The organism is Pseudomonas sp. PAMC 26793, assembly GCF_000313235.1.
GTDB classification, from domain to species: Bacteria; Pseudomonadota; Gammaproteobacteria; order Pseudomonadales; family Pseudomonadaceae; genus Aquipseudomonas; species Aquipseudomonas yamanorum.
This window is the reverse complement of the sequence record NZ_AMXG01000051.1, coordinates 57,265-79,528: the sequence shown is the minus strand read 5'-3', so window position 1 is coordinate 79,528 and position 22,264 is coordinate 57,265. Positions and strand designations below refer to the sequence as shown.

General features: G+C 57.2%; 21 protein-coding genes and 1 pseudogene. 13 read left to right on the top strand and 9 right to left on the bottom strand.

The window, feature by feature from the left end; genetic code table 11:
• Positions 1-14 precede the first annotated feature (14 nt).
• Positions 15-833 carry an iron uptake system protein EfeO gene (gene efeO / locus D109_RS0127205; protein WP_026078247.1) on the top strand — a complete coding sequence of 273 codons (819 nt, stop codon included), beginning with the start codon at positions 15-17 and terminating at the stop codon, positions 831-833.
• Between the two features lie 175 nt (positions 834-1,008).
• Complete coding sequence (locus D109_RS0127200; protein ID WP_017479671.1) at positions 1,009-1,446, top strand: hypothetical protein; 438 nt, start codon at positions 1,009-1,011, stop codon at positions 1,444-1,446.
• Positions 1,447-1,543: 97 nt separating this feature from the next.
• On the opposite strand, the gene pssA is transcribed toward D109_RS0127200, so the two are convergent.
• Positions 1,544-2,887, bottom strand: coding sequence for a CDP-diacylglycerol--serine O-phosphatidyltransferase (gene pssA, locus D109_RS0127195; protein ID WP_017479670.1), 1,344 nt, complete (start codon positions 2,885-2,887; stop codon positions 1,544-1,546).
• Positions 2,888-3,013: 126 nt separating this feature from the next.
• Between pssA and D109_RS0127190 the strand changes: the two genes are divergently transcribed.
• Positions 3,014-3,565: a TetR/AcrR family transcriptional regulator gene (locus tag D109_RS0127190; RefSeq protein WP_017479669.1), complete on the top strand. Its 552-nt coding sequence runs from the start codon at positions 3,014-3,016 to the stop codon at positions 3,563-3,565.
• Between the two features lie 32 nt (positions 3,566-3,597).
• Positions 3,598-4,077, top strand: a complete 480-nt coding sequence (locus tag D109_RS0127185) for a nuclear transport factor 2 family protein (protein WP_017479668.1) — start codon at positions 3,598-3,600, stop codon at positions 4,075-4,077.
• A gap of 126 nt (positions 4,078-4,203) precedes the next feature.
• Here the strand turns inward: D109_RS0127185 and D109_RS0127180 are convergent, their stop codons facing one another.
• Positions 4,204-5,364 carry a PQQ-dependent sugar dehydrogenase gene (locus tag D109_RS0127180; protein ID WP_017479667.1) on the bottom strand — a complete coding sequence of 387 codons (1,161 nt, stop codon included), beginning with the start codon at positions 5,362-5,364 and terminating at the stop codon, positions 4,204-4,206.
• A 30-nt stretch (positions 5,365-5,394) separates the two neighbouring features.
• Positions 5,395-5,715: a hypothetical protein gene (locus tag D109_RS0127175; protein ID WP_017479666.1), complete on the bottom strand. Its 321-nt coding sequence runs from the start codon at positions 5,713-5,715 to the stop codon at positions 5,395-5,397.
• A gap of 199 nt (positions 5,716-5,914) precedes the next feature.
• Between D109_RS0127175 and D109_RS0127170 the strand changes: the two genes are divergently transcribed.
• Positions 5,915-6,751, top strand: a complete 837-nt coding sequence (locus D109_RS0127170; protein ID WP_017479665.1) for a Ku protein — start codon at positions 5,915-5,917, stop codon at positions 6,749-6,751.
• Between the two features lie 11 nt (positions 6,752-6,762).
• The gene (gene ligD, locus D109_RS0127165; RefSeq protein WP_017479664.1) at positions 6,763-9,261 is read left to right on the top strand and encodes a DNA ligase D; all 2,499 of its coding nucleotides are present in this window, start codon (positions 6,763-6,765) and stop codon (positions 9,259-9,261) included.
• 18 nt (positions 9,262-9,279) lie between these two features.
• Here the strand turns inward: ligD and lpxO are convergent, their stop codons facing one another.
• Entirely contained in the window at positions 9,280-10,179 is a 900-nt protein-coding gene (gene lpxO / locus D109_RS0127160) for a lipid A hydroxylase LpxO (RefSeq protein ID WP_017479663.1), read from the bottom strand.
• Positions 10,180-10,442: 263 nt separating this feature from the next.
• Positions 10,443-11,786 carry a Wzz/FepE/Etk N-terminal domain-containing protein gene (locus D109_RS0127155; RefSeq protein ID WP_017479662.1) on the bottom strand — a complete coding sequence of 448 codons (1,344 nt, stop codon included), beginning with the start codon at positions 11,784-11,786 and terminating at the stop codon, positions 10,443-10,445.
• Between the two features lie 399 nt (positions 11,787-12,185).
• Here D109_RS0127155 and D109_RS0127150 point away from each other — a divergent pair, with 399 nt between their 5' ends.
• Entirely contained in the window at positions 12,186-12,572 is a 387-nt protein-coding gene (locus D109_RS0127150; protein WP_026078246.1) for a TIGR03067 domain-containing protein, read from the top strand.
• A gap of 138 nt (positions 12,573-12,710) precedes the next feature.
• Here the strand turns inward: D109_RS0127150 and D109_RS0127145 are convergent, their stop codons facing one another.
• On the bottom strand, positions 12,711-13,523 hold the full coding sequence (locus D109_RS0127145; RefSeq protein ID WP_017479660.1) for a bifunctional 2-polyprenyl-6-hydroxyphenol methylase/3-demethylubiquinol 3-O-methyltransferase UbiG: 813 nt from the start codon (positions 13,521-13,523) through the stop codon (positions 12,711-12,713).
• A gap of 302 nt (positions 13,524-13,825) precedes the next feature.
• Between D109_RS0127145 and D109_RS0127140 the strand changes: the two genes are divergently transcribed.
• Complete coding sequence (locus D109_RS0127140; protein ID WP_026078245.1) at positions 13,826-15,064, top strand: MFS transporter; 1,239 nt, start codon at positions 13,826-13,828, stop codon at positions 15,062-15,064.
• Positions 15,065-15,551: 487 nt separating this feature from the next.
• Here the strand turns inward: D109_RS0127140 and D109_RS0127135 are convergent, their stop codons facing one another.
• The 3 genes from D109_RS0127135 to D109_RS0127125 are packed head-to-tail and all read right to left on the bottom strand — an operon-like array spanning position 15,552 to position 18,479.
• Positions 15,552-16,577, bottom strand: coding sequence for a HAMP domain-containing sensor histidine kinase (locus tag D109_RS0127135; protein WP_017479658.1), 1,026 nt, complete (start codon positions 16,575-16,577; stop codon positions 15,552-15,554).
• 10 nt (positions 16,578-16,587) lie between these two features.
• A complete protein-coding gene (locus tag D109_RS0127130) occupies positions 16,588-18,048 on the bottom strand; it encodes an ATPase domain-containing protein (RefSeq protein WP_017479657.1) in 1,461 nt (486 codons plus the stop codon).
• Positions 18,045-18,479: a hypothetical protein gene (locus tag D109_RS0127125; RefSeq protein ID WP_017479656.1), complete on the bottom strand. Its 435-nt coding sequence runs from the start codon at positions 18,477-18,479 to the stop codon at positions 18,045-18,047. Before D109_RS0127125 ends, D109_RS0127130 begins: the two co-directional genes overlap by 4 nt.
• Before the next feature lie 390 nt (positions 18,480-18,869).
• Here D109_RS0127125 and D109_RS0127120 point away from each other — a divergent pair, with 390 nt between their 5' ends.
• The 5 genes and pseudogenes from D109_RS0127120 to D109_RS0127105 all read left to right on the top strand — a co-directional run bounded on the left by D109_RS0127120 (position 18,870) and on the right by D109_RS0127105 (position 22,150).
• Complete coding sequence (locus D109_RS0127120; RefSeq protein WP_017479655.1) at positions 18,870-19,079, top strand: hypothetical protein; 210 nt, start codon at positions 18,870-18,872, stop codon at positions 19,077-19,079.
• A gap of 504 nt (positions 19,080-19,583) precedes the next feature.
• Positions 19,584-20,405, top strand: a pseudogene (locus D109_RS1000000135385) (PAS domain-containing protein); the annotation flags it as partial.
• A gap of 12 nt (positions 20,406-20,417) precedes the next feature.
• Positions 20,418-20,939 carry a methyl-accepting chemotaxis protein gene (locus tag D109_RS1000000135380; RefSeq protein ID WP_256219614.1) on the top strand — a complete coding sequence of 174 codons (522 nt, stop codon included), beginning with the start codon at positions 20,418-20,420 and terminating at the stop codon, positions 20,937-20,939.
• 160 nt (positions 20,940-21,099) lie between these two features.
• The gene (locus D109_RS0127110; RefSeq protein WP_017479653.1) at positions 21,100-21,438 is read left to right on the top strand and encodes a hypothetical protein; all 339 of its coding nucleotides are present in this window, start codon (positions 21,100-21,102) and stop codon (positions 21,436-21,438) included.
• A gap of 28 nt (positions 21,439-21,466) precedes the next feature.
• Complete coding sequence (locus D109_RS0127105) at positions 21,467-22,150, top strand: SOS response-associated peptidase (protein ID WP_017479652.1); 684 nt, start codon at positions 21,467-21,469, stop codon at positions 22,148-22,150.
• The last annotated feature ends 114 nt before the right edge of the window (positions 22,151-22,264 follow it).

Sequence of the window (22,264 nt, the reverse complement as noted above, 5' to 3'; positions counted from 1 at the left end):
GCGGAAATCGTCCCATGAAGAAGTCGTCTCTCGCATTGTCGTTGTTAATGAGCCTTTCGCCGCTGGCGGCCTTTGCCGCCACCGCGCCGCTGGACCTGGTAGGGCCGGTGTCGGACTACAAGATTTACGTCACCGAAGAAATCGGCGAACTGGTTACCCAGACCCAGGCGTTCACCGACGCCGTGAAAAAAGGCGACCTGTCCGCCGCCAAGAAACTGTACGCGCCAACCCGCGTTCACTATGAGTCCATCGAGCCGATCGCCGAGCTGTTCAGCGACCTCGACGCCTCCATCGACTCCCGTGTGGACGACCACGAGAAAGGCGTGAAAGCCGAAGACTTCACCGGCTTCCACCGCATCGAGTACAGCCTGTTCTCCGAGAACACCACCAAAGGCCTCGACGCCCTGGCGGACAAGCTCAACAGCGACGTACTGGACCTGAAAACCCGCGTGGACGGCCTGACCTTCCCGCCGGAAAAAGTCGTGGGTGGCGCTGCTGCCCTGCTGGAAGAAGTGGCCGCGACCAAGATCTCCGGTGAAGAAGATCGCTACAGCCACACCGACCTGTATGACTTCCAGGGCAACATCGACGGCGCGAAGAAAATCGTCGACCTGTTCCGTCCGCAGATCGAGAAGCAAGACAAGGCCTTCGTCGCCAAAGTCGACAAGAACTTCGCCACCGTGGACAAGATCCTGGCCAAGTACAAAACCAAGGATGGCGGTTTCGAGACCTACGACAAGGTCAAGGAAGCCGACCGTAAAGCCCTGGTTGGCCCGGTCAACACCCTGGCAGAAGACCTGTCCACCTTGCGTGGCAAGCTTGGCTTGAACTGATGCACCTCACTCGCGGGCCCTTCGTGCCCGCGAGTACTCCCCGCTCCAGCGCCCTCGTTACACTCGTCTGTACCTGTCAACCTTGACAGTAGACGCTCAGCTCGAAGTGGCCTCTCATTGGACATGGGGCGCTGACGGGTGTCAGTACCCGCCTCCCTTTTATGGAAGCCGAGTCATGAGCAGCGAACTGAACGACCTCACCACCTTTGATAACTTCGATATGAACGGCTGGCACCCAGAAGGCGCGCCATCCAAGATCGAGAGAAGTGGCAATCAGTACAACCTGGTCAGACACGCGTCACCGATTCCCTTCTTTAGGCTGTCGAAATCATTGCCGCTGGAAAGCCATAGCGAATACGCATTCAGATTCACAGGCGAAGGGCGTCACCGTGTACAACTCACCATTACCGTACCCTCAAAAGAAAGATTGGTTGAGCGAGAGGTAACCTTCCAAGGTTTAGGCACCATCATCAGCATTCCCATTACCACCGGACCGTTGAAACCAGAAGATAAGAGTTTGATCCTGGTTTGGACAACGCTGGCGGAACAAGATCAAGACAGAACGTTTAAACTCGGGGAGTTGCACATTATTGGTGTTCCGCCAGAACGCTGAGGCCACCTGCCTTGCCAGGAGAAAGCGGGCCCCATCGCTGGGCTTGGATAACGGCCCTCGCGGGTTGATACCGGATTAACCTCTTAGGTCACGGGCCCTACAAAATCCGATACAACAACCGCTCGATCCGCACCCGGCTGACCCGGCGCAAGAACTTGCCGACGGCCGCCGGGTACTCCACCAGGGTTTCCAGCTGCTGGTAGCGTTCAATACGCGAGGTGTGCTGGAAAATCTCGGCAAGCTCGGCGCGCCGTGGCCCAACCCACTCACCCTTGGGGTCATCGATGAGCAAGGCGTTTTCCAGGTCGAGGCGAAACGCCCGCGGGTTGATGTTGTTGCCGGTCAGCAAGGTGTAGCGCTGGTCGACCCACATGCCCTTGAGGTGGTAGGTATTGTCGCCGTCACGCCACAGGTGCAGGTTCAGCTGGCCGCTGTCAATCATGCGCTGGTGACGCTTGGCGAAACGTCGCAGGCTGATTTCGTAGAGATACGGCAGCGCGGCGATGACCTTGAATGGCTCGCTCGGCGGGATGTAGAAGTCGTTGGCGGTCTTGTCACCGACGATGATGTCGATCTTTACCCCGCGCGCCAGGGCGCGGTTGATTTCCCGGGTTACCGGCAGCGGCAGGTTGAAGTATGGGGTGCAGATAGTCAGCTGGTGCTGGGCGCTGGCAATCAGCTCACAGATCACTCGGCTCAGGGGGTTGTTCTTGCATACGCCCAACAACGGACTGACCGTCAGGTTGCCGTTGGCCAACTGCCCCGCCGTGGTGTCATACACCGCGTGTTTCAGGCGGCTGCGCAGGTCGCCGATGTCGTTGCGCAGGCTGCGGGTGGTCGGTGGGTTGGGCAGGTCCAGGCGATGCACCGCCTTGGCGGCCACCAGGCCGTGTTCCACCAGGTGCTGCATCGAGTCGGCCAGCGCCTTGTTGTGGATCAGGTGGTAACGGTCGTAGCGGTATTTGTCGAACTTGTGCAGGTACACGTTATTCAGGCTGGCGCCGCTGTACAGCACGCTGTCATCGATCACAAAGCCCTTGAGGTGCAGCACGCCGAACAATTCGCGGGTTTGTACCGGCACGCCATACACCGGCACTTCAGTGCTGTGGGATTGGGTCATGGCCTGGTACCAGGCACTGTTGCCCGGTTGCTTGCCTGCGCCGATCAAACCGCGCTGGGCCCGCAGCGAGTCGACCACCACCACGATATCCAGCCAGGGCCGGGCGGCCTTGGCAGCGTGCAACGCGTCGTAGATCTCTTGCCCGGCCTCATCCTGCTGCAGGTACAACGCCACGATGTAGATGCGCCGGGTGGCCTGGGAAATTTTCTCCAGCAGGCAGCGGCGGTACTCGGCCGCGCCGGACAACACCTCGATGGCGTCGGGCGTAAGGGGAAAACCGCGCAGCTTGGGCAACAGGGAGCGTTTGAATAACGACGGCATAGGGCTCGCAATGGGTCGAATCCGAAGGACTCGAGAGCTTACACCATGGGCTGGCTCAGGTCTTCCCGCACGCGGGTAAAAAATAGTTAATTGACCAAGGAGAACGATCGTTCTACTGTAGTAAGCATGAGCGATATCACTCGCGACATTATTCTCGACGTCACTGAAAAGTTGATCTACCGAAATGGCATCGCTGCCACCGGCATGGATCTTCTGGTGAAGACCGCCGGCGTCTCCCGAAAAAGCGTCTACCGCTACTTCGCCAACAAGGACGAACTGGTGATTGCCGCCCTGCAACGCCGCGACGAGCGCTGGATGCACTGGCTACGCAGCGAAGTGGAACACCACACCACCACGGGCGAGCGCCTGCTGGGGGTGTTCAGCGCGCTGAAATGCTGGTTCGGCTCCGATGACTTTCGCGGCTGCGCCTTCATCAACACCAGCGGCGAGACCGGCGACCCGCAAGACCCGGTGCGCCTGCTGGCCAAGGCCCATAAACAGAAACTGTTCGAATACGTCCTCGAACTGTGTCAAGCACATGGCACCCCCGACCCGGAACGCCAGGCCGCGCACCTGCTGATCCTGATTGATGGCGCCATTACCGTTGCCCTGGTGATGGGCGACACCACCGCTGCCGATAATGCGCGAGCCATGGCGCGCACTTTATTGCAACTTTGACCTGACTTTTAAACCTGTGAAGGAGCCGTCCCATGCCATCCACTGCTGAAATACGCCCGCCATTGCCGCCATTCACCCGTGAATCGGCGATTGAAAAAGTTCGCCTGGCCGAGGACGGCTGGAACTCCCGCGACCCGCAACGGGTATCCCTGGCGTATACCCTGGATACCCAATGGCGTAACCGCGCCGAGTTCGCCCATAACCGCGAAGAAGCCAAAGCCTTCCTGACCCGCAAATGGGCCAAGGAACTGGATTATCGGTTGATCAAGGAGTTGTGGGCGTTTACCGGCAACCGTATTGCGGTGCGCTATGCCTATGAGTGGCATGACGACTCCGGCAACTGGTTTCGCTCCTACGGCAACGAGAACTGGGAGTTTGATGAGAATGGCCTGATGGCGAACCGGTTTGCCTGCATCAACGACATGCCGATCAAGGAAAGCGAGCGCAAGTTCCACTGGCCGCTGGGGCGGCGCCCGGATGAGCATCCGGGGTTGTCAGAGCTTGGGTTGTAGGCTGGACGCTGCTCACCTGTGGGAGCGGGCTTGCTCGCAAAGGCAATGGTTCAGCCAGCATCTCTAGCGACTGACCCACCGCTTTCGCGAGCAAGCCCGCTCCCACATTGGTATTTGCCGTATCCGTCAGTCCTGGTTCAAACCCACCCGATACAACACGCCGTTATCTTCATCCGTGAGCACATACAGGTAACCATCCGGCCCCTGACGCACATCACGGATCCGCGCTTTCAACCCGCCAAGCAAGCGCTCTTCGTGGATGACCTTGTCCCCATCGAACTGCAAGCGAATCAGCTCCTGGCTCACCAGTGCACCAATAAACACGTTGTGCTGCCAGGCCTTGAACCGGTCGGCGTCGTAGAACGCCATGCCACTCACGCCGGGGGATTTCTCCCACACATGGTGCGGTGCAACAGTGCCTTCGACCGTCTTGCCCTTGGCCTCGGGAATCGGCGTCAGGGAATAGTTAATGCCGTGGGTCGCCAGCGGCCAGCCATAGTTTTTCCCACGCTCAATGATGTTGATCTCATCCCCGCCACGCGGGCCGTGTTCGTTTTCCCAGAGTGTACCGCTCCACGGGTTCAGTGCCGCGCCCTGAGGATTACGCTGGCCGTAGGACCAGATTTCCGGCCGCACGCCTTCCTGGCCGACGAAGGGGTTGTCTTCCGGCACACGGCCGTCCGGGAAGATCCGCACCACTTTACCCTGCAGCTTGTCCAGGTCCTGGGCGGTCGGGCGATCGTTGTTTTCCCCCAGGGTCACGAACAGGTATCCATCGCGGTCAAACACCAGCCGCGAGCCGAAGTGATTGCCCGTGGACAGCTTGGGCTCCTGGCGCAGGATCACTTTGAAGTCCTGCAGGCTAGTCAGGTCATCGCTCAGGCGACCACGCCCGACTGCGGTGCCAGCCGTGCCATTCTTGCCACCGCCTTCGGCGTACGACAGATACACCAGGCGGTCCTCCTTGAAGTCTGGCGACAGCACCACGTCCAGCAGGCCGCCCTGCCCCTTGGCAAACACTTTAGGCACGCCACTCAGGGGCGCGGACAGCTTGCCGTCCGGGCTGACAAAGCGCAGGTTGCCGGGACGCTCGGTGACCAGGAAACCTTGCTTGTCCGGCAGGAACGCCACCGCCCACGGGTGATCCAGGCCCTTGGCAATCGGGGTGACGGTGATACTTCCCTGCTCGCTGGGGAACTGTTGGGTGTCGGCCGCCGAAACGGGCAGCGCCAGGGGCAGCAAGGCAGCGGCGTAGAAGGTCGCTAGAAGGGTTTTGCGTAGAAACATACGGTGGGTTTCCTTGTCGTCTTCACACACTCAATCGCCGCGATTGCCATTGGCATCACGGGTGGGAGCTTTGGGCTGGATGGCCGGCGGGGTCTGTGGGCTGTCGCGGCGCTGGACGCTGTTGCCAATGCCGCCGTTTTGCAGAGTCGGCGACCGCTGCGCCGGTGGGATGTAGGTGCCCCGCGCTGCCGGCGCGTTGGGCTGGGTGCCCTGCATGCTGTTGGGGTTGGCCTGATGGATGGGGCCGTTGTAGGGGTTATTGCTGCTGCCGGGCAGGTTTTGCGCCTGTGCCAACGAACTCATGGCCAGGCCCAACGCCAATACGGCAAGGTTGCGCAAACGGGTGTTCATGACAAAAGCCTCTCTGGGCGCAAGTAACACGTGCTTTCGATAACACGCTACGCCTTGGGTTCGGCTTTGGTAACTAAATAGTTTCTCATCAGGTGTAACACGATCTGTCTGAAACCCCAGTGCCAGCCGGCTGGCCAGGGAAACTTTTGCCGAAACCGCCGTGTCACCTGAAGACCCCTACATCTTCAGGAAAACCGACATGCCACGGGCTATCTGGAAAGGCGCAATCAGTTTTGGCTTGGTACACATCCCGGTGTCGCTGGTCTCGGCCACGTCCTCCCAAGGCGTCGACTTCGACTGGCTGGACAAGCGCAGCATGGACCCGGTGGGTTACAAGCGCGTCAACAAGACCACCGGCAAGGAAGTCACCAAGGACAATATCGTCAAGGGCGTGGCCTACGAGAAAGGTCGCTACGTGATCCTCAGCGAAGACGAAATCCGCTCGGCCCACCCCAAGTCCACCCAGACCATCGAAATCATCGCATTTGTGGCCAGCGACCAGATCCCGTTGCAGAACATCGACACGCCCTACTTCCTGGCGCCCGACAAACGCGGGGGCAAGGTCTATGCGCTGCTGCGGGAAACCCTGAAGAAAACCCGCAAGGTCGCCCTGGCCAACGTGGTGCTGCACACCAAGCAGCACCTGGCGGCGCTGATGCCGCTGGAGTCGGCACTGGTATTGGTAATGCTGCGCTGGCCCGCTGAAGTGCGCGGCCTGGATGAGCTGGAACTGGGCAGTGACGTGACCAAACCGACCCTGGCCAAGGGCGAGTTGGACATGGCCAAGCGACTGGTGGAAGACATGAGCGCCGACTGGAAGCCCGAAGACTATCGCGACAGTTTCCAGGAAAAGATCATGGCGTTGGTGGCGAAGAAGGCCAAGGCCGGCAAGATCGAAGATGTGGAATCCAGCGAGGGTGAGGATGAGCGCAAATCAGCCGATGTGATCGACCTGACAGAGCTGCTCAAACGCAGCCTGGCGGGCAAGGGCCCGGCGAAGAAACCGGCCGCGAAAAAAACCCGCAAGGCTTCATGAGGTAGACCGCCATGGCCAAGCCCCTGAGTGAATACAACGCCAAGCGCGACTTCGATGTGACCGCTGAACCTGCAGGCCGTACGCCTCGCGGCAGGAACCGCGCCCAGGCCCTAACCTTCGTGATTCAAAAGCACGATGCGCGCAACCTGCATTACGACTTTCGCCTGGAACTCGATGGCGTGCTCAAAAGCTGGGCGGTGCCCAAGGGCCCTAGCCTGGACCCGAGCCAGAAGCGCCTCGCCGTGCATGTGGAAGATCACCCAGTGGGTTACGGCAGTTTCGAGGGCAGCATCCCCGCCGGCCAGTACGGCGCGGGTGACGTGATTGTCTGGGATCGCGGCGTGTGGCAGCCCCACGACGACCCGGGCAAAGCCTACGCGGCCGGCAAGCTGAAATTCACCCTGATCGGCGAAAAGCTCGCCGGCGACTGGACGCTGGTGCGCACGCGACTCAAAGGCAGCGGCGACAAGGAGCAATGGCTGTTGATCAAGGAAAACGATCAACAGGCGCGCTCGTTGGCTGATTACGACGTGGTCCAGGCCGAGCCGAAAAGCGTGTTGAGCGATGCAACGGTGGGGCGCCCGAAAAAACCAGCTGCTGCGAAGAAAACCACGCGCAAATCCTCAACTGCCCTGCCCGATCAGCTCACCCCACAATTGGCGACACTGGTAGACCGTGCACCGGACGGCGACTGGGTGTACGAGATCAAATTCGACGGCTACCGGATCCTCACGCGTATTCGTGACGGTGAGGTACGGTTGTTCACTCGCAATGGTCATGACTGGACCGACCGGCTGCCGCGCCAGGTCAAGGCCCTGGAAGCGCTTAAGCTCAAGGACAGCTGGCTCGACGGCGAGGTGGTCAGCCTGAACGCGGATGGGTTACCGGACTTCCAGGCATTGCAGAATGCCTTTGATATCGGTCGCAGCCTGGACATCGTCTATTACCTGTTTGACGCGCCGTTTCTGGAAGGTCGTGACCAGCGCGAAACCGCCGTCGAAGAGCGCCGCACCGCGCTGAAAAGCGTGCTGGCCCGCAGCAGGAGCAAGCTGCTGCGCTTCTCCGAGTCCTTCGCCGCCAATCAGCGGGATATTTTCGAAAGCGCCTGTGACCTGGCGCTGGAGGGCGTGATCGGAAAACGTGCGGGCAGCCTGTACGTCTCCAAGCGCAGCCCGGACTGGATCAAGCTCAAGTGCCGACTGCGCCAGGAGTTCGTGATCGTCGGTTTCACTCGTCCGCAAGGTTCACGCAGTGGGTTTGGCGCACTGCTGCTGGCGGTCAATGACGACACCGGCCTGGTATATGCCGGGCGCGTGGGCACTGGATTTAATCAGGCCGCCTTGAAGAAAATCAGCGATCAGTTGAAAGCGCTGCAGCGCGATGCCTCACCGCTGGCCACACCGCTGACCAGCGCCCAGGCACGTGGGGTGCACTGGGTCGAACCTCAATTGGTGGGCGAAGTGCAATTTGCCGAATGGACCCGCGAAGGCGTGGTGCGCCAGGCGGCCTTTGTCGGGTTGCGCACCGACAAGCCGGCGGAGCAGATTGTTCATGAACAGCCGCGGGCGGCCAAATCGCTGAAGGAAAAACCCCGCAAAAAGGCAACCGAGACCGGCACCGTGGCTGGGGTCAAGATCACTCATCCCGACCGGGTCATCGATCCCCAAAGCGTCACGCAGAAACTGCAACTGGCCCAGTTCTACGAGGGCATCAGTGAATGGATCCTGCCCTTCTTGCGCAACCGTCCTGTGTCTTTGCTCAGGGCACCGGAAGGCATTGCCGGCGAACAGTTTTTCCAGAAGCACTCCGAGCACTTGGCGATCCCGAATATCAAACATCTGGACCAGGCCCTGGATCCGGGTCATGCGCGGCTGATGGAAATCGACAGCCCCGCCGCGCTGATCGGTGCGGTGCAAATGGGCACCGTCGAGTTGCACACTTGGGGCGCCACCGCGGACAAAATCGAAACCCCGGACCTGTTTGTGCTCGACCTTGACCCGGACCCGGCGCTGCCTTGGAAAAGCATGCTCGAAGCGGCGCAGTTGACCCTGTCTGTGCTGGATGAGTTGGGGCTTGAAGCGTTCATCAAGACCAGCGGTGGCAAAGGCCTGCACCTGGTGGTGCCGCTGGCGCGCAGGGACGGCTGGGACACGATAAAAGCGTTCGCCAAGGCGATCGCCCAGTTCATGACGCAGCAGTTGCCAGAGCGTTTTACCGCAACCTCGGGCCCGAAAAACCGCGTTGGCAAAATCTTTATCGACTACCTGCGCAACGCCCGGGGCGCCAGTACGGTGGCGGCCTACTCAGTGCGCGCGCGACCCGGCCTGCCGGTGTCGGTGCCGGTGAGTCGTGACGAGTTGAAGGGTTTGCACGGCGCCCAGCAATGGACCGTGGCCAACCTGCACGAGCGGTTGCAGGAGTTGAAGAAGGACCCGTGGGCGGGTTATGCCAATCGGCAGAAGATCAGCAAGAAGATGTGGGAGAAGCTGGGCGCGCATCCGCCAGGCTGATGCGCTCCCCTGCCAGGTTCAGATCAGGATGAAGATCAGCGCCAAACCGGCGAAGATCGCCCACTTCTCCAGGTAGTAGCGGGTGCGATTGCGCTTTTTCAGCTCCTTGCCCCGCAGACGGATCTTGTACAGGCGAGTAAAGGCACGGTTCAAGCCACCGGTCTTGTCCCCGGCATCGTTGGGCGAGCCGGCCGCAGCCATGACGTTGCGGCTGAACCAACGGTTGAACGCCGCCGCCCAGCGATACTTCATCGGGCGTTCGATATCGCAGAACAGAATGATCCGGTTCTGCTCCGTAGTGTTTTCGGCGTAGTGGATGAAAGTCTCGTCAAACATCACCGGTTCGCCGTCGCGCCAATAGTAGTTTTCACCGTCCACGTTGATGTAGCAGCCCGGGGAGTTCGGCGTGTCCAGCCCCAGGTGGTAACGGTAGGAACCGGCGTACGGGTCACGGTGGCGTACTAGCTTGGAGCCCGGTGGCAATTCGGCAAACATCGCGGCCTTGATCGAGCCAATGCTTTGCACCAGCTCAGTTGTGCGCGGGCACAGCTTCATCGCGGAAGGATGGCTGTCGCCGTACCACTTCAAATAGAAACGCTTCCAGCCCGACTTGAAGAACGAGTTGAAACCCACGTCATTGTATTGGTCGGAACGCTTGATCTCGCCCGCGTGCAGCAGGTTCTGGCCTTCCTGGCGGATCTCTTCCCAATGCTCCTGGAGCGGACTCAGGTCGGGAAAGTCGCTGGGAGACAGGTATGGTCGGCTGGGCAGTTTGGAGAAGAGGTACAGAAAGCAGTTCACCGGAGCCAGGAAGGTCGAATGATCGCTGAGCTGGCGGCCCAGCTTGTGCCGCACACGGCCGCGCAGATGAACGTAGGCAATGGAGGCAACGTAGAGAGCAACAATGATGAGTTTCAAGTTATTCGTCACAAGTCAGAAGAGAACAGGCTGCTCCTGCGTGCCCACGACGGCCGAGGATTGAAGATGCAGCACCTGAAATCACAATTCACAAACAGGCAACACGATCGGCTGGGGTGACAATCCGGTCATGGCCATTGGCAGCTATTTTAGCCACACTTTGTAACCAAAGGTTAATCAAGAATTGTGAAAAGGTGTCCACTGAGTGTGCTGGGAAGCGCGGAAGAGGGCTTGCCAGGCGGCAAGCCCGAGGGCAGCCGGCCTTAAACGTGCGGTTCGTCATCCTTGCGTGGACGCTGAGAAAGCCGATGCTCATCCAACTGCGAATAGGGCACAGACTCGCGTCGCGCCAAGACAAAATGGCGGCCCAGCGCAATCAGCACACCCAACACCAATCCTCCCACCAGACTCAGCGCAATCACCAAGCCTTTTTTAGGCTTGATCGGGCTCAGCGGCTCTTGGGCACGCCGGTCAATGGTGACCAGTTTCAGGCTACTCATGTCGATATTAAGGCCCTTCAACCGCGCGACTTCAGCTCGCAATGGTTCAACATCCTGCAAGAAGATGTCTTCATTCCCACGCTTTTTCAGCACTTCCACTTCACGGTTGACCTGCAACATCTGCAACTCTTTGCCAATTTCTGCAATGCGGCTGTTGGTAAAGTCGTCGTTGGTTCGCGCCTGCAAAGCCGTGCGTTCCGCCTCAAGCGCCTCCGTACCCATGAAGTACAGCGGGATTTTCTGATTATTGACCTCAGTGCGCATGACTTGATTCGAGCCGCTACGCGAGGCATCCGCCATCGAGGAAGGCGTGGTCGGGGTCTTGATGCCCATCGACTTGGCGATGGAAATGGCCTCAGCCAGCTCCGCCAGTCGATCCGTTCGCTCCATTTTCATCTGTAAGCGCAGAGCCCCCAACTCGTCTTCCAGCTGTGCTCGCTTGAGCCTGTCGGCCTCAAGCAACTTGGCAATTTTCGATTCCTTATCGGTGTCGTAGTTGGCGCGTGCCGCGTCAATCTTGCCCTTGAGTTCGTTCAGCCGGTTATTGACGATCACCTTCAGGTCCGCACCGACCTGGGCACGTTCCATATCAATGGCGTAATCCACAAAGCCGTTGAGAATAGCCACCCCGTCGATGTCTCTGGGGTACTGCAACTCCAGCCGGATGTAACTGCTCAGAGAGTCGGCTTTTTTCGGGTCAGGCAGGATCAGGTTGATGGAGTTTCGGTTGAACTCCTCAAAACTCTGCTCAAGGCTTTGGCCGGATTTCTGGAACGCCTTGAACAGCTCTTCATGGGACTTGAAGAACCCCAGGCGGGCTTCGTAGGAATCCAGTTGTGCTCCCACTTTGTTCAAGGCATCAGCCGGGGGCAGCTTATAGACTTCGGAACGGTTCAGTGCATCGAGTTCATTGATAGCAGCGGGACGCAGCACGCTGCTGACCTGATACTCCCTGGGTGCCAGAAATGCGTAGCCTACCCCCAGGACACCCGCCAGGATCGTACAGCCCAGCACTAACTTTTTTTGTCGCCAGATCCCGTGGCACAGTTCAATCAGGTCAATTTCGTCCGATGCCGCATGAGCTTGGAACCGAGGAGTTTTATTCAAAACTGGAGCACCTTAAAAAGTCGACGTCAACGGCCGCACATATTCATGAAAGACTGAACAACCACTTGAAAAACAGGGACAACGCCCTGTGCACAAGACACACACGATCTACCGATGGTCATCGGACCACTGAGACTCCAGAAAAGTCCCACACAATTGGAGGTTGTTTTCGTTCAGATACCTGGATGTCATTGCCGATGCGCTGAGCGTAGACGAACTTGTAAAGAACCGTGTCCGAAACAGCGCATAAAATAGCGCTAAGCACCCGGCATTATTAGGAAAATTCGCACGCAGTCATGTGAAACAAGACATTTCTCACAAAATCGATTCAGGTAATCCGTCAGGCCTTGGAAATCCGCCCCATTGACTGGTCATTTTTCAACCAAAAAAGGAATTTGTATGACATCTGTTTCAATGGATGATTTTCAAGCGCTTCAAGGCGCCTGGGAACAAACGGCGCTCGAAGACAGCGGCGTGTCCAACCCTGCCGATGCGCACAGTGCTCCCGGTGCCATTACCACGATCGCGGGAGATCAATTCCGGGTAGTGACCGTCGACGGTGAGGTGTTACTGGCAGGCAGCTTCACGCTCGATGCCAGCACGGCACCCAAAAGCATTACCTGGGTTGATTCGATGGGTGAAGATGCTGGCAAGCGATTGCTTGCGAGTTACCAGCTGGAAGGTGATCACTTCATGTTTATCGCAGCAGATGAAGGCATGCCCCGCCCTACCCGTTTCAGTACTGGCCCGGGGCAAACCATGCGTACCTTTGTGCGCAGAAGCTGAAGAGACTGAACATCCGTCCTTGCGACACGGTTTTCACATGGCCTTCACTTATCGAGCGATAGGGTGAAGGCTACCTACTCCAGTGAACACCTTGGCCCGCCTTCCTCGCGGGCTTTTTTTTGCCTGCGCGACCGTCAGTCAGCCCGGGCGTTTGATTGCGGTGAGGGTGTAGCACAGGGGCAGTTGCGCGGGCTGGTGTTCATACTGGTCGTAGAGTTCCTCGCGATTGGAGTGCGCGAACTCCTGCAGATGAGTGATCTGCAACCCGGCGGCGATGGCACCGCTGACAATCGCACCCAAGGTGTGCACGAACCAATAGGAGGCAGCTGCAACACCTTCGGTCTCACCTTCGTAGACGATGGCCTCCTGCTGCACGAAAGGTTCACGTTGAAAGTACGAACTGACCGGCAGCATCGGGTTGGCCGCTGTTGGGTCAAACACTTCCAGGAACGGATGGGTTTCGTAAATCACCAGGCTGCCGCCGGGCTTCAGGGTGCTGGCGACATGGGCCATGAACAACGCGATGTCCGGCATCCAGTTCAGCACGCCGATGGTGATCAAGGCGACATCAAAGCGCTCGGTGAGCCCCCGGGGGAGATGGTGAATGTCAGCTTCGATGAACTCCGGCTTGTGGGGCGAAGCGTCGGCCAACTCGCGAGCTTGTTGCAGAAAAGCTTCGGACTGATCGATTCCCACCACCGTTCGCGCGCCAAGCCCGAAAAGCGACAGGCTTTCCCGACCGTTGTTGCAGCCCAGTTGCACCACGTCCTTGCCATCGACACCGACCTTGAGCAGCAATGCGGTCAACGTCGGGTCAAAACGCGAAAAGTCGGGCTTGGCGACATCCTCAAGCAAGGCCTTCCAACTGGCAGTGTTTTTATGCAGCCTGGCGGACGCGTTCCAGGCTTCCTTATTGCTGGAAATAGCCTCTTGGGGTGACAGCATGTCCATTGCGTCTCCTAAACTTTCTAGTCATTGCGACAAAAGAGGTTCGCCCTACACCAAAAGCCTCGCCATCCATGAACCGGTAAAGAGCCTTCGCTGTAGGGCGAACGGACGGAAAATAAGCCAGGCTTATGGGATGTTCAACTGTTAACAATAAAATCCCCTGAAAAAATCCCCACCAGCGTTATATTTCGATGCAATAGGCGCCACTTTGTAAATCTTTGTGCTTGTGCGGCGCCTGCGCCAGAAACTATCCCCTCATGCCATAGGTCACTATGGCTACCGACCTCTCGCCTGAAGACCGTGCCATGGCCACTCGCTCTGACCTGCGCAACACACTGTCCCTGGACAGCCTGAACTTCTTCCTGGCGGATGTCCGTGACGGACTGGGGCCTTACCTGGCGATTTATCTGCTGGCGGTGCACCACTGGGACCCCGCCAGTATCGGGGTGGTCATGACCCTCGCCGGGATTGCGGCGTTGCTCACCCAGACGCCGGCCGGCGCATTGATTGACCGAACCCACAGCAAACGCACGGTGATCGTGATCGCCGCGTTGTTGGTCACCGCCAGTTGCCTGCTCCTGCCCTTCGTCAGTTCCTTCAGCCTGGTGGCGCTGACCCAGGCAGCCAGTGCAGCAGCGGCCTCGGTGTTCGCGCCAGCCATCTCGGCGATTTCCCTTGGCATTACCGGGCCACGGGCGTTCACCCGCCGCACCGGCCGCAACGAAACCTTCAACCACGCCGGTAACGCGGTGGCTGCCCTGCTCGCTGGCGGGTTCGCCTACCTGTTCGGCCCGGTGGCAGTGTTCTATCTGATGGCGGTCATGGCAGTGGCCAGTGTCATCGCGGTCAGTTGTGTTTCAGCCAAGGCAATCGACCACGAGGTAGCGCGGGGCTTCGACCCTGCCCATAGCGTCGAACACGAACAGCCCTCGGGGATGTCCGTGCTTCTGGCAAACAAACCCTTAATGCTATTTGCAATCTGCTGCGCGCTGTTTCACCTGGCCAATGCGGCGATGTTGCCGCTGGTCAGCCAGAAGCTGTCGCAGATCAACCTGCAGATGGCCACGCCGCTGACTTCGGCCTGCATCGTCGCGGCCCAGTTGGTGATGGTGCCGGTGGCCTGGCTGGTGGGCGTGAAGGCCGATGTGTGGGGGCGCAAGCCGCTGCTGCTCGCCGGCTTTATGATCCTGCCGCTGCGGGGCGTGCTGTATACGCTGTCCAGTGATCCCTATTGGCTGGTCGCGGTACAGATGCTTGACGGGGTAGGCGCCGGGGTGTTCGGCGCGCTGTTTCCGGTGATCGTCAAAGACCTCACCCAGGGCACCGGGCGCTTCAATGTCAGCCTGGGGGCGCTGTCCACGGCATTCGGCCTTGGCGCGGCCCTGAGCAGCAGCCTGGCGGGTTTTGTCGTGCAGTGGGCGGGTTACAACGCCGCGTTCCTGACCCTGGCGGGTGTGGCCGCGGTTGCATTGGGGTTGTTGTGGGTGGCGATGCCGGAGACTCAGGCAAATCCAACCTTGCACCGCCATACAACTCCCGCCTGACATATGCGACAATGCGCGCCAAATTCCAACATGCACCCATTTTTCTGCTCAGCGACTGGGCCTCAAGCCTTGATGTCGCTGCCGACGTATGCCCGTTGGCCTGGGCCACAAAATGGGCCCGGCTCACATTAGCGCACTCCAAGCTATTGATAGGTAAAGTAATTGATCTCCACAGCTAACATCACCATGCAGTATAAAATGCATTGCGGTGATTGCTGATGATCAGTGTTTGCTGGGCCTAGTCGCCATGAGTAATCACCCGTAACGCACAGAAATGCACCCGTTGGTTCCAGAAGTGGTCCCAGCGGGGAAATTCCCGGCCATGCCGGAAATGCATAACACCCGCCCCCGGCGTCCTGCCGACCGAACACAAACCACCAATAGCCCACGACTCGTGAGACACATCGTATGGCCGCTTTCGGCCAAAAGCAGTCATTCAATGCTTTACAGTTAGGCCTTTGGAAAGCCTTTTCCCGTCTAGGCGCCGTCAATGGCTCGCTAGGGGTAGTCTCATTACAAACTCGCTTCCCTTCCCTTCTCCCTCACTAGTACCAGTCACCGTACCTCCATGGGCCTCGATCAACTCACGCACGACCGTCAGACCAATGCCCAGGCCCGCCCCGTTGAAACCCACCGCGTGAACATCCTGTACAAAGGGCTCAAAAATAAACGGTAGTGCGTTGGGAGTTATACCAATACCGTTGTCGCGAATAAGTATCTCCAAATATTCGGCTTGAGTTGTTGCTGTCAGAATGACCGTACCATCCGCAGGCGTGTACTTCGCTGCGTTGCCCAGTAGATTGCCAAGGATTTGAGTAAGGCGCGCTGCATCGCCGTTAACCATCAAAGTGCAATCCGGCAGTTTCGAACTGAAATGCAAGTTATTAGCGACCATCATCGGGGTGCAGATGTCTATTGCCTCATGGATGATTTGAGCCATATCGACAATGTGGCAATCAAGGCGAAATTTGCCGGTGCTGGCGCGTGCAATGTCGAGTAAGTCTTCGACCAGTCGGGACATCTGCTTCACCTGGCCTTCAATCAACATCTGCATGCGGGGTAATTCTTCGCGAGGGACACGTACCAGCCTGCCAGCAATCAAGCTAATGGGCGTCAGAGGATTTCGCAGTTCGTGGGCCACCTGGTTTAGAAAATTGCGTTGCTGCTCCAGCGCATGTTCCGCTGCAACCTGCAGGTCTTGTGCGCTAAGCGCGGCTATCACCAATTGCTCATTTGCCTCGCGCATCTCGAGGTACATTTGCTGTTCTGTCTGGGAGCTTGTCGGATTTTCCGCATCCGACTGCGCGGATAGAATTGACAGCACCAACTGCTGGTTGGCCTCAATCAATTGCTCGACATGGAGACTATCGACGAGTTGAGTATTGGCTTGATTGAGTTCCTTATGAACCGCTGCTAGAACCGCACGCGCCGCGACCGTTTTCTGGCCGAGAAGGAACAGTTCACGTGCTGCAGTAGCTATAGCTTGGTCATTCTTGCCGTCGGCCTCGCTCATTATATTTCGCTCATCCTTCGAATGTGACCGTACGCTGTTGGGTAGGTCGCCCCCCTAACAATCCTTCCTTATCTGGCAACATTTTGCCGATTTGCAAGCCATCATCGTCTATCTGGTACAACCGCAGCTCATCGGAATGAGCGCTGGCCCGCACCTTGACCACAGCCATGATCCGCAACAAGCGGCTCTGCACTTCAATGTAACGCTGGACGATGATTGCATCGGTAAGAAATGCCGTGCCGTAAGGACTGAAGCGCAGGTCGGTGTATCGGTCTTCCAGCTCGGAGGTCATCAATACGCTGACGCCTGCACCAGTAAGAGCCGTCACCATGCGCGACAGCGACTCACGGAAGTCTTCACGAAATGTCGGGGCCAGCGCCAGTTCGAAACCTGATAGGGAGTCAATCACGACGCGCGTGGCGTTTAGACGGCTTATTTCGCTCAACAGCAACTGGACGATTTCGTCGATGGATAAGTCCGGTGCACGGCTATCAACCAGACCGACTTTTCCATCCTTAATCAACCCCGCAAGAGTGGCGTTCTGGGAATGATTGGGGCGTTGTTCAAATACCGCAATCACGCCGGTCTCGCCATTGCGCGCGCCCTCGGCGAGGAACGTCGCAGCGAGAATACTCTTGCCCGAACCTGACGGGCCTGCCACCAATAACGAGTATCCACGGGGCAAGCCACCACCAAGCATTTCGTCGAGTTGTGGCACACCCATTTTCAGGCGCTGCATCGGAAACGTCGGGGGAGGATTAACGTGGTTGAGCGGTGCCGGCGCGAAAACCTTTATGCCTGACGTGGCGATGCGGAAGGTGTGCAACCCCGGCAGCGTCGGCTGGCCGCGCATCTTCATGATTTCCATCTTGCGCACCATGGAATTGCGCTGCACGCTCTGGCGCAGCCAGATCAGGCCGTCGGCTACGGTGAAAATTGGGTTGGTATCAGTTTCGCTAAAGTATTCGCCAATCAGGAAGGTTGTTGCTTGCCAAGTGGTCATCAACATGCCCAATTGCTGAACGAACTGCGGCAAGTTGTTATTGGGGTTGTCCTGAGTCTGACTCGCTAGCACCACTGAACGAAACGAGTCGACGAACACCAGCGCCGGTGAGTATGCCTCCACCTCCGCGACGATTCGGCGTAACACTTCATCCAAATCCCCCGCCAGGGTGTCACTGGCCAGGTTGATGTAACGGATCGATTGATTTATAGCTTCGTCGTCGAAAAAGTCGAATTGCTGTTGGTAACGCAGCATCTTCAACGGAGGCTCGCCGAGCACGGTAAAGAACAATGCCGGACGCTCGGGCGTCGCCAGGGCGAACATCATTTGATGCGCTAGGGTGGTTTTGCCACAGCCCGGCGGGCCGGCGATAAGGTTGAACGAAAACTCCGGCAATCCCCCGCCCAGCACCTCGTCTAATCCTGGCACCCCGGTGGCCAAGCGGTTGATAGTCACTTTGGTGTTCATGGCGAATTTTCCTGCGCAGATGTGTCGCTCAAAGAAGGATTCCACACGTCACGAAGCAAGCGTGCGGTGAGCGAGGGCCCGATCAGCGTAGTGAGCAGTTCGTAGAAGGTGGTCAGCATCACCTCACCAAACAACAAGGCGTCTGCTTCGCTTTCTGTAACGAGTTCAGAATTAAGAGCGTTGAGGTCCAGCGCGGCTTGCACACGATCAGATATGTGGGCCAGGTGCGGCTGGCGGGAGGCGCAGAGATGAAGGCTGCGTCGATAAAGCGCTGCGACCCCCTGCTGACCAATGATGGGGGTAAGTGCTGCGCGCATAGTCTCCAAAATCGAGACAGTCGCTTGCGCGATGCTTGCAGTATCAGCATTGGGGCCAACCCGGTGCGCCAGAGCAGCTACGATCTGGCGGCTCTCTTTGTTTTGCGCGGACATGGCTAGCTGATTTCTGATGGGTAATCGTTGATAGTACACCCTATAACGAATCACAGAGTCCTAATTGGCCAGAGAACCTTCTTCACTGTCTGTACTAATGATCTATCTGCTAAATGGGATGGCCCCCGATCTCTCAGAATTACGAGCACTGATTGCTTTCGCGGCATAACCGCCTAGCGTGCCACTAATACGCCAGCTGAATCGCTCCGGCTTTCCTGGACACCGTTGAGCATCTGCTGTGATCGAAAGCGGCTTTTCATGAATGGCGGCTAATTGGCCGTCAGCTGTCTTCCTCGAAAGGCCGCCTTGGGTCGAGAGCGGATACTCATGACCTTGGGATAAGCCCCAATCGCCAACTGCTACGCTGTTCACTCCACCAGAGGAACGCCGATGCCCAACTCAGACCTGCTCCCTTCCCTGCTCTCCAAACTGTACGAAAACCAGCTAGCCCTTGAAGCCTCGATCATGGAGCTATCGAACTGGGTCGAACAGCGCGGATCCGCTGAAGTGGCTGAGAACATACGCGGGGCCCTGCACACCATCGAAGGTAACGATGAGTTCATCAAGCTGACCCTGGCTGTTCTAATGACGCCCGACTAGAGCTCTAAATAGCGCTTGCCATCAGCGCACTCATCGAAAGCAATCGATTATAGGAACCAGCTGGACGGAAAGAGGCATGGCGAAAGCTAATCGAGCGCATCCACTGCTGCCTGCCGTGGCGGTGGGGCCGGCCCGCAGACGTAATATGTCAGTTGGAGAAGGCATATTGGATACGAGACGGTTGAGAAACCCTTATACAGCGTTAAAAACACTGGTAATCGCTCAAAAGCTCCTCATCCAAAGCATATCAAGCTCAACGAATTCAAATGCTTACCCCAACCGCCGTGTCTCACCATAGGCCGAAACTCGTTTGAGCACTAACTGAAAGCCACACACTCAATCGAATAGACAAAGCCTCACTTATCAAGAATCAACCTTGATAACTACGAAAAAACGGCCGATTTAATATTTCCACTCCAAGCGCAAGAATTAACCTACACTAAAAATTGGCACAAAATCGAACAACCAACGCGCTTAGCTAGCTAACTTTTTTCTTTGCTGCCAATGCTTTACCTAAGCGACCCACGCACCCTAACTTCGGGCGTCTATATGTTTAATAAAACTTTAAAAACAGAGCTAACGGAATTAAAGGGTGAGGTTAAAAGACAGCAAGAGCTACAGGATGGAGTCAATGCAGAAATGCTCACCATGACTGTCGATAGCAACATGACGATCACCTGCATTAATAAAAACTTTGCAAACCTGGTAGGTTACGAACAGAATAAATTAATAGGTACCTCGCTAGGTACCATTTCCCCCACATACGTCAAAGATCTGCCTTGTTATAAAAACTTTATGCGAGCAATGTCTGAAGGGAGAGCAGTCAGCGATGACTACAGATATATTGCAGCCGACGAACGAATGGTTTGGATACACGCAGCTTGGTGCCCAATCAAAGATGAGAATGGTCGTGTAACCCATATGAGTTGTTATGGACTAGATGCTACCAAATCTATAGATAAGGCGCGTGAAAATAGCGAATTCATCCAGGCGCTCCTTAGATCCACCGCAGTGATAGAATTTGATACATCAGGAAGAGTTATCACCGCGAATGCTAACTTCTTAAATGCTGTGGGCTATTCACTTGTACAATTAGTAGGAAAGCATCATAGCTTGTTTTGTGATCCCACCTATGCCTCTTCTTCAGAGTACCAGCAGTTCTGGAAAACTCTGAATGAGGGAAATTTCGTGGCAAATCGATTCAAAAGAATAGATAGTTCTGGCCGGGAAATTTGGCTTGAGGCTACCTACAACCCAGTTTATGACAACAGTGGAAAACTTTATAAGATTGTAAAATTCGCCACAGTAGTCACCCATCAAGTCCAGCGAGAACAAGAGATTAGTTCGGCAGCTAGCACTGCCTACGACGTATCACAGCAAACTGATATTTCGGCAAATCGAGGAGCAGATGTTGTACAGAAAACGGTCGGTACAATGAACAAAATTGTCGACCAAATATCGTCTGCTTCAGAAGGCATTGAAGCACTAGGTAAGCAATCGTATCTGATCAGTTCAATGGTACAAACTATCGGTGGAATCGCTGCTCAAACTAATCTTTTAGCACTGAACGCGGCAATCGAGGCTGCTCGCGCAGGAGAACAAGGTAGAGGATTCGCGGTTGTCGCTGACGAAGTACGGCAACTCGCAGGAAGAACCAGTAACGCGACTGAGGAAATCGTAGCGGTAGTGCAAAAAAATCAGCTTCTAGTCGATCAAGCTGTAGCAAACATGGGTAATAGTCGCTCCCAGGCCGAGCAAGGGCTGATGCTGGCTCAACAGGCGGGAAGCGTAATACTGGAAATTCAATCTGGAGCCCGCGAGGTTCTAGGGGCAGTTGAAAGATTTGCTAAGCAACTGTGAAGCTAAGTGTATCAATGCACTGAGAGCGGCGACTTGTCCCGACAACGGGAGTATAAAGTACAGCAGTTCCCAACAATCTGGACGCCTCTCGTCGCCTCAAATCGCGTCACGTCAAAATCTCGAATACTGTACACAAATACAGCATTCGGAATATTCACCCATGAACATCGATGAAGACACCTGCGGGTGGCTTGGCATCCCCTCGCCTCTCGAAATGCACAAGCAGCATGCCCGCCTCCTGGAGAATGAGATCCAGGAACTGAACCTGCAACTGCGCAAAGCCAGGGCAGACATCTTCGGCCTGATCGCGATGCTGGCTGAAGCGCAGGCAAAGAAAGACGAATTCTCCGGATATCTAAGGCAGCGCGGCGCCGAAGCAGCGGTCATGCGCAAGCAGATCGACACCCTCACAACATCGGAAAGAGTCAACGTGCGCGAAGTCGAGAGGCTACGCGGGATGCTGAACGAGCTAACGTCTCGCCCGAAAACCATTGTCTAAGCTCAGGTTTCAGATTGAGGACTTGGCCATGTGCGGAAGACTTTCCCAGTACAGCGGCATTCATGACTTCGTTGCAGCGCTGAGCATGCCCAATGCACTGGCGAACTCCGTCGGCGAATTGCCGCTAGAGCGCTATAACGTCGCCCCGACAACCCAAGTTGCCCTGCTCCACCTGCAGGGCGACCTGCTGCACGCCGACTTGGTGCGCTGGGGTTGGCGGCCACACTGGGCCAAAGATCGCGCCGCGCCGATTAATGCCCGCGTCGAGAAGGTGGCCCACGGACCGTTCTTCCGCGCGATCTGGCCGCACAGGGCAATCACGCCCATCGATAACTGGTTTGAATGGGTCGATGAAGGCGGCCCGAAAAAGCACCCCTACCTGATCCGCCGGCGGGATGGCGCGCCCGTGCTGTGCGCAGCCATTGGCCAACTGCCTGACAGCGATGAAGGACCGGGCGAGCATGACGGCTTCGTGATCATCACCGCCGACAGCGCCGGCGGCATGGTGGACATCCACGACAGGCGCCCTGTGGTGCTGACGCCGGACCTGGCCCGGGAATGGTTGGACCCAGCCACGCCCAAGGAGCGCGCCGAGCAGATGGTGCTGCACCAAGGCGAGCCGGCCGAGGCCTTCGAATGGTTCAAGGTCGACACGGCCTTGGGCAATGTGCGGAACAAAGGGCCTGCTTTAATACAGCCCATGGGCGACTGAATTTACGAAAACGCGTAGATGCACGATCCGGCTGCTATGACCCACGTGAGAGTCATCAGGAGCGGCAGCGCAGTTGTGTACTTGATCACCGTGCCACTCTTCAAAGATTAGAAA

Bases quoted from the DNA above. Each gene is read 5' to 3' on its own strand.
- efeO (WP_026078247.1), top strand. From the start codon at position 15: ATGAAGAAGTCGTCTCTCGCATTGTCGTTGTTAATGAGCCTTTCGCCG.
- D109_RS0127200 (WP_017479671.1), top strand. From the start codon at position 1,009: ATGAGCAGCGAACTGAACGACCTCACCACCTTTGATAACTTCGATATG.
- pssA (WP_017479670.1), bottom strand. From the start codon at position 2,887: ATGCCGTCGTTATTCAAACGCTCCCTGTTGCCCAAGCTGCGCGGTTTT.
- D109_RS0127190 (WP_017479669.1), top strand. From the start codon at position 3,014: ATGAGCGATATCACTCGCGACATTATTCTCGACGTCACTGAAAAGTTG.
- D109_RS0127185 (WP_017479668.1), top strand. From the start codon at position 3,598: ATGCCATCCACTGCTGAAATACGCCCGCCATTGCCGCCATTCACCCGT.
- D109_RS0127180 (WP_017479667.1), bottom strand. From the start codon at position 5,364: ATGTTTCTACGCAAAACCCTTCTAGCGACCTTCTACGCCGCTGCCTTG.
- D109_RS0127175 (WP_017479666.1), bottom strand. From the start codon at position 5,715: ATGAACACCCGTTTGCGCAACCTTGCCGTATTGGCGTTGGGCCTGGCC.
- D109_RS0127170 (WP_017479665.1), top strand. From the start codon at position 5,915: ATGCCACGGGCTATCTGGAAAGGCGCAATCAGTTTTGGCTTGGTACAC.
- ligD (WP_017479664.1), top strand. From the start codon at position 6,763: ATGGCCAAGCCCCTGAGTGAATACAACGCCAAGCGCGACTTCGATGTG.
- D109_RS0127150 (WP_026078246.1), top strand. From the start codon at position 12,186: ATGACATCTGTTTCAATGGATGATTTTCAAGCGCTTCAAGGCGCCTGG.
- D109_RS0127145 (WP_017479660.1), bottom strand. From the start codon at position 13,523: ATGGACATGCTGTCACCCCAAGAGGCTATTTCCAGCAATAAGGAAGCC.
- D109_RS0127140 (WP_026078245.1), top strand. From the start codon at position 13,826: ATGGCCACTCGCTCTGACCTGCGCAACACACTGTCCCTGGACAGCCTG.
- D109_RS0127135 (WP_017479658.1), bottom strand. From the start codon at position 16,577: ATGAGCGAGGCCGACGGCAAGAATGACCAAGCTATAGCTACTGCAGCA.
- D109_RS0127130 (WP_017479657.1), bottom strand. From the start codon at position 18,048: ATGAACACCAAAGTGACTATCAACCGCTTGGCCACCGGGGTGCCAGGA.
- D109_RS0127125 (WP_017479656.1), bottom strand. From the start codon at position 18,479: ATGTCCGCGCAAAACAAAGAGAGCCGCCAGATCGTAGCTGCTCTGGCG.
- D109_RS0127120 (WP_017479655.1), top strand. From the start codon at position 18,870: ATGCCCAACTCAGACCTGCTCCCTTCCCTGCTCTCCAAACTGTACGAA.
- D109_RS0127110 (WP_017479653.1), top strand. From the start codon at position 21,100: ATGAACATCGATGAAGACACCTGCGGGTGGCTTGGCATCCCCTCGCCT.
- D109_RS0127105 (WP_017479652.1), top strand. From the start codon at position 21,467: ATGTGCGGAAGACTTTCCCAGTACAGCGGCATTCATGACTTCGTTGCA.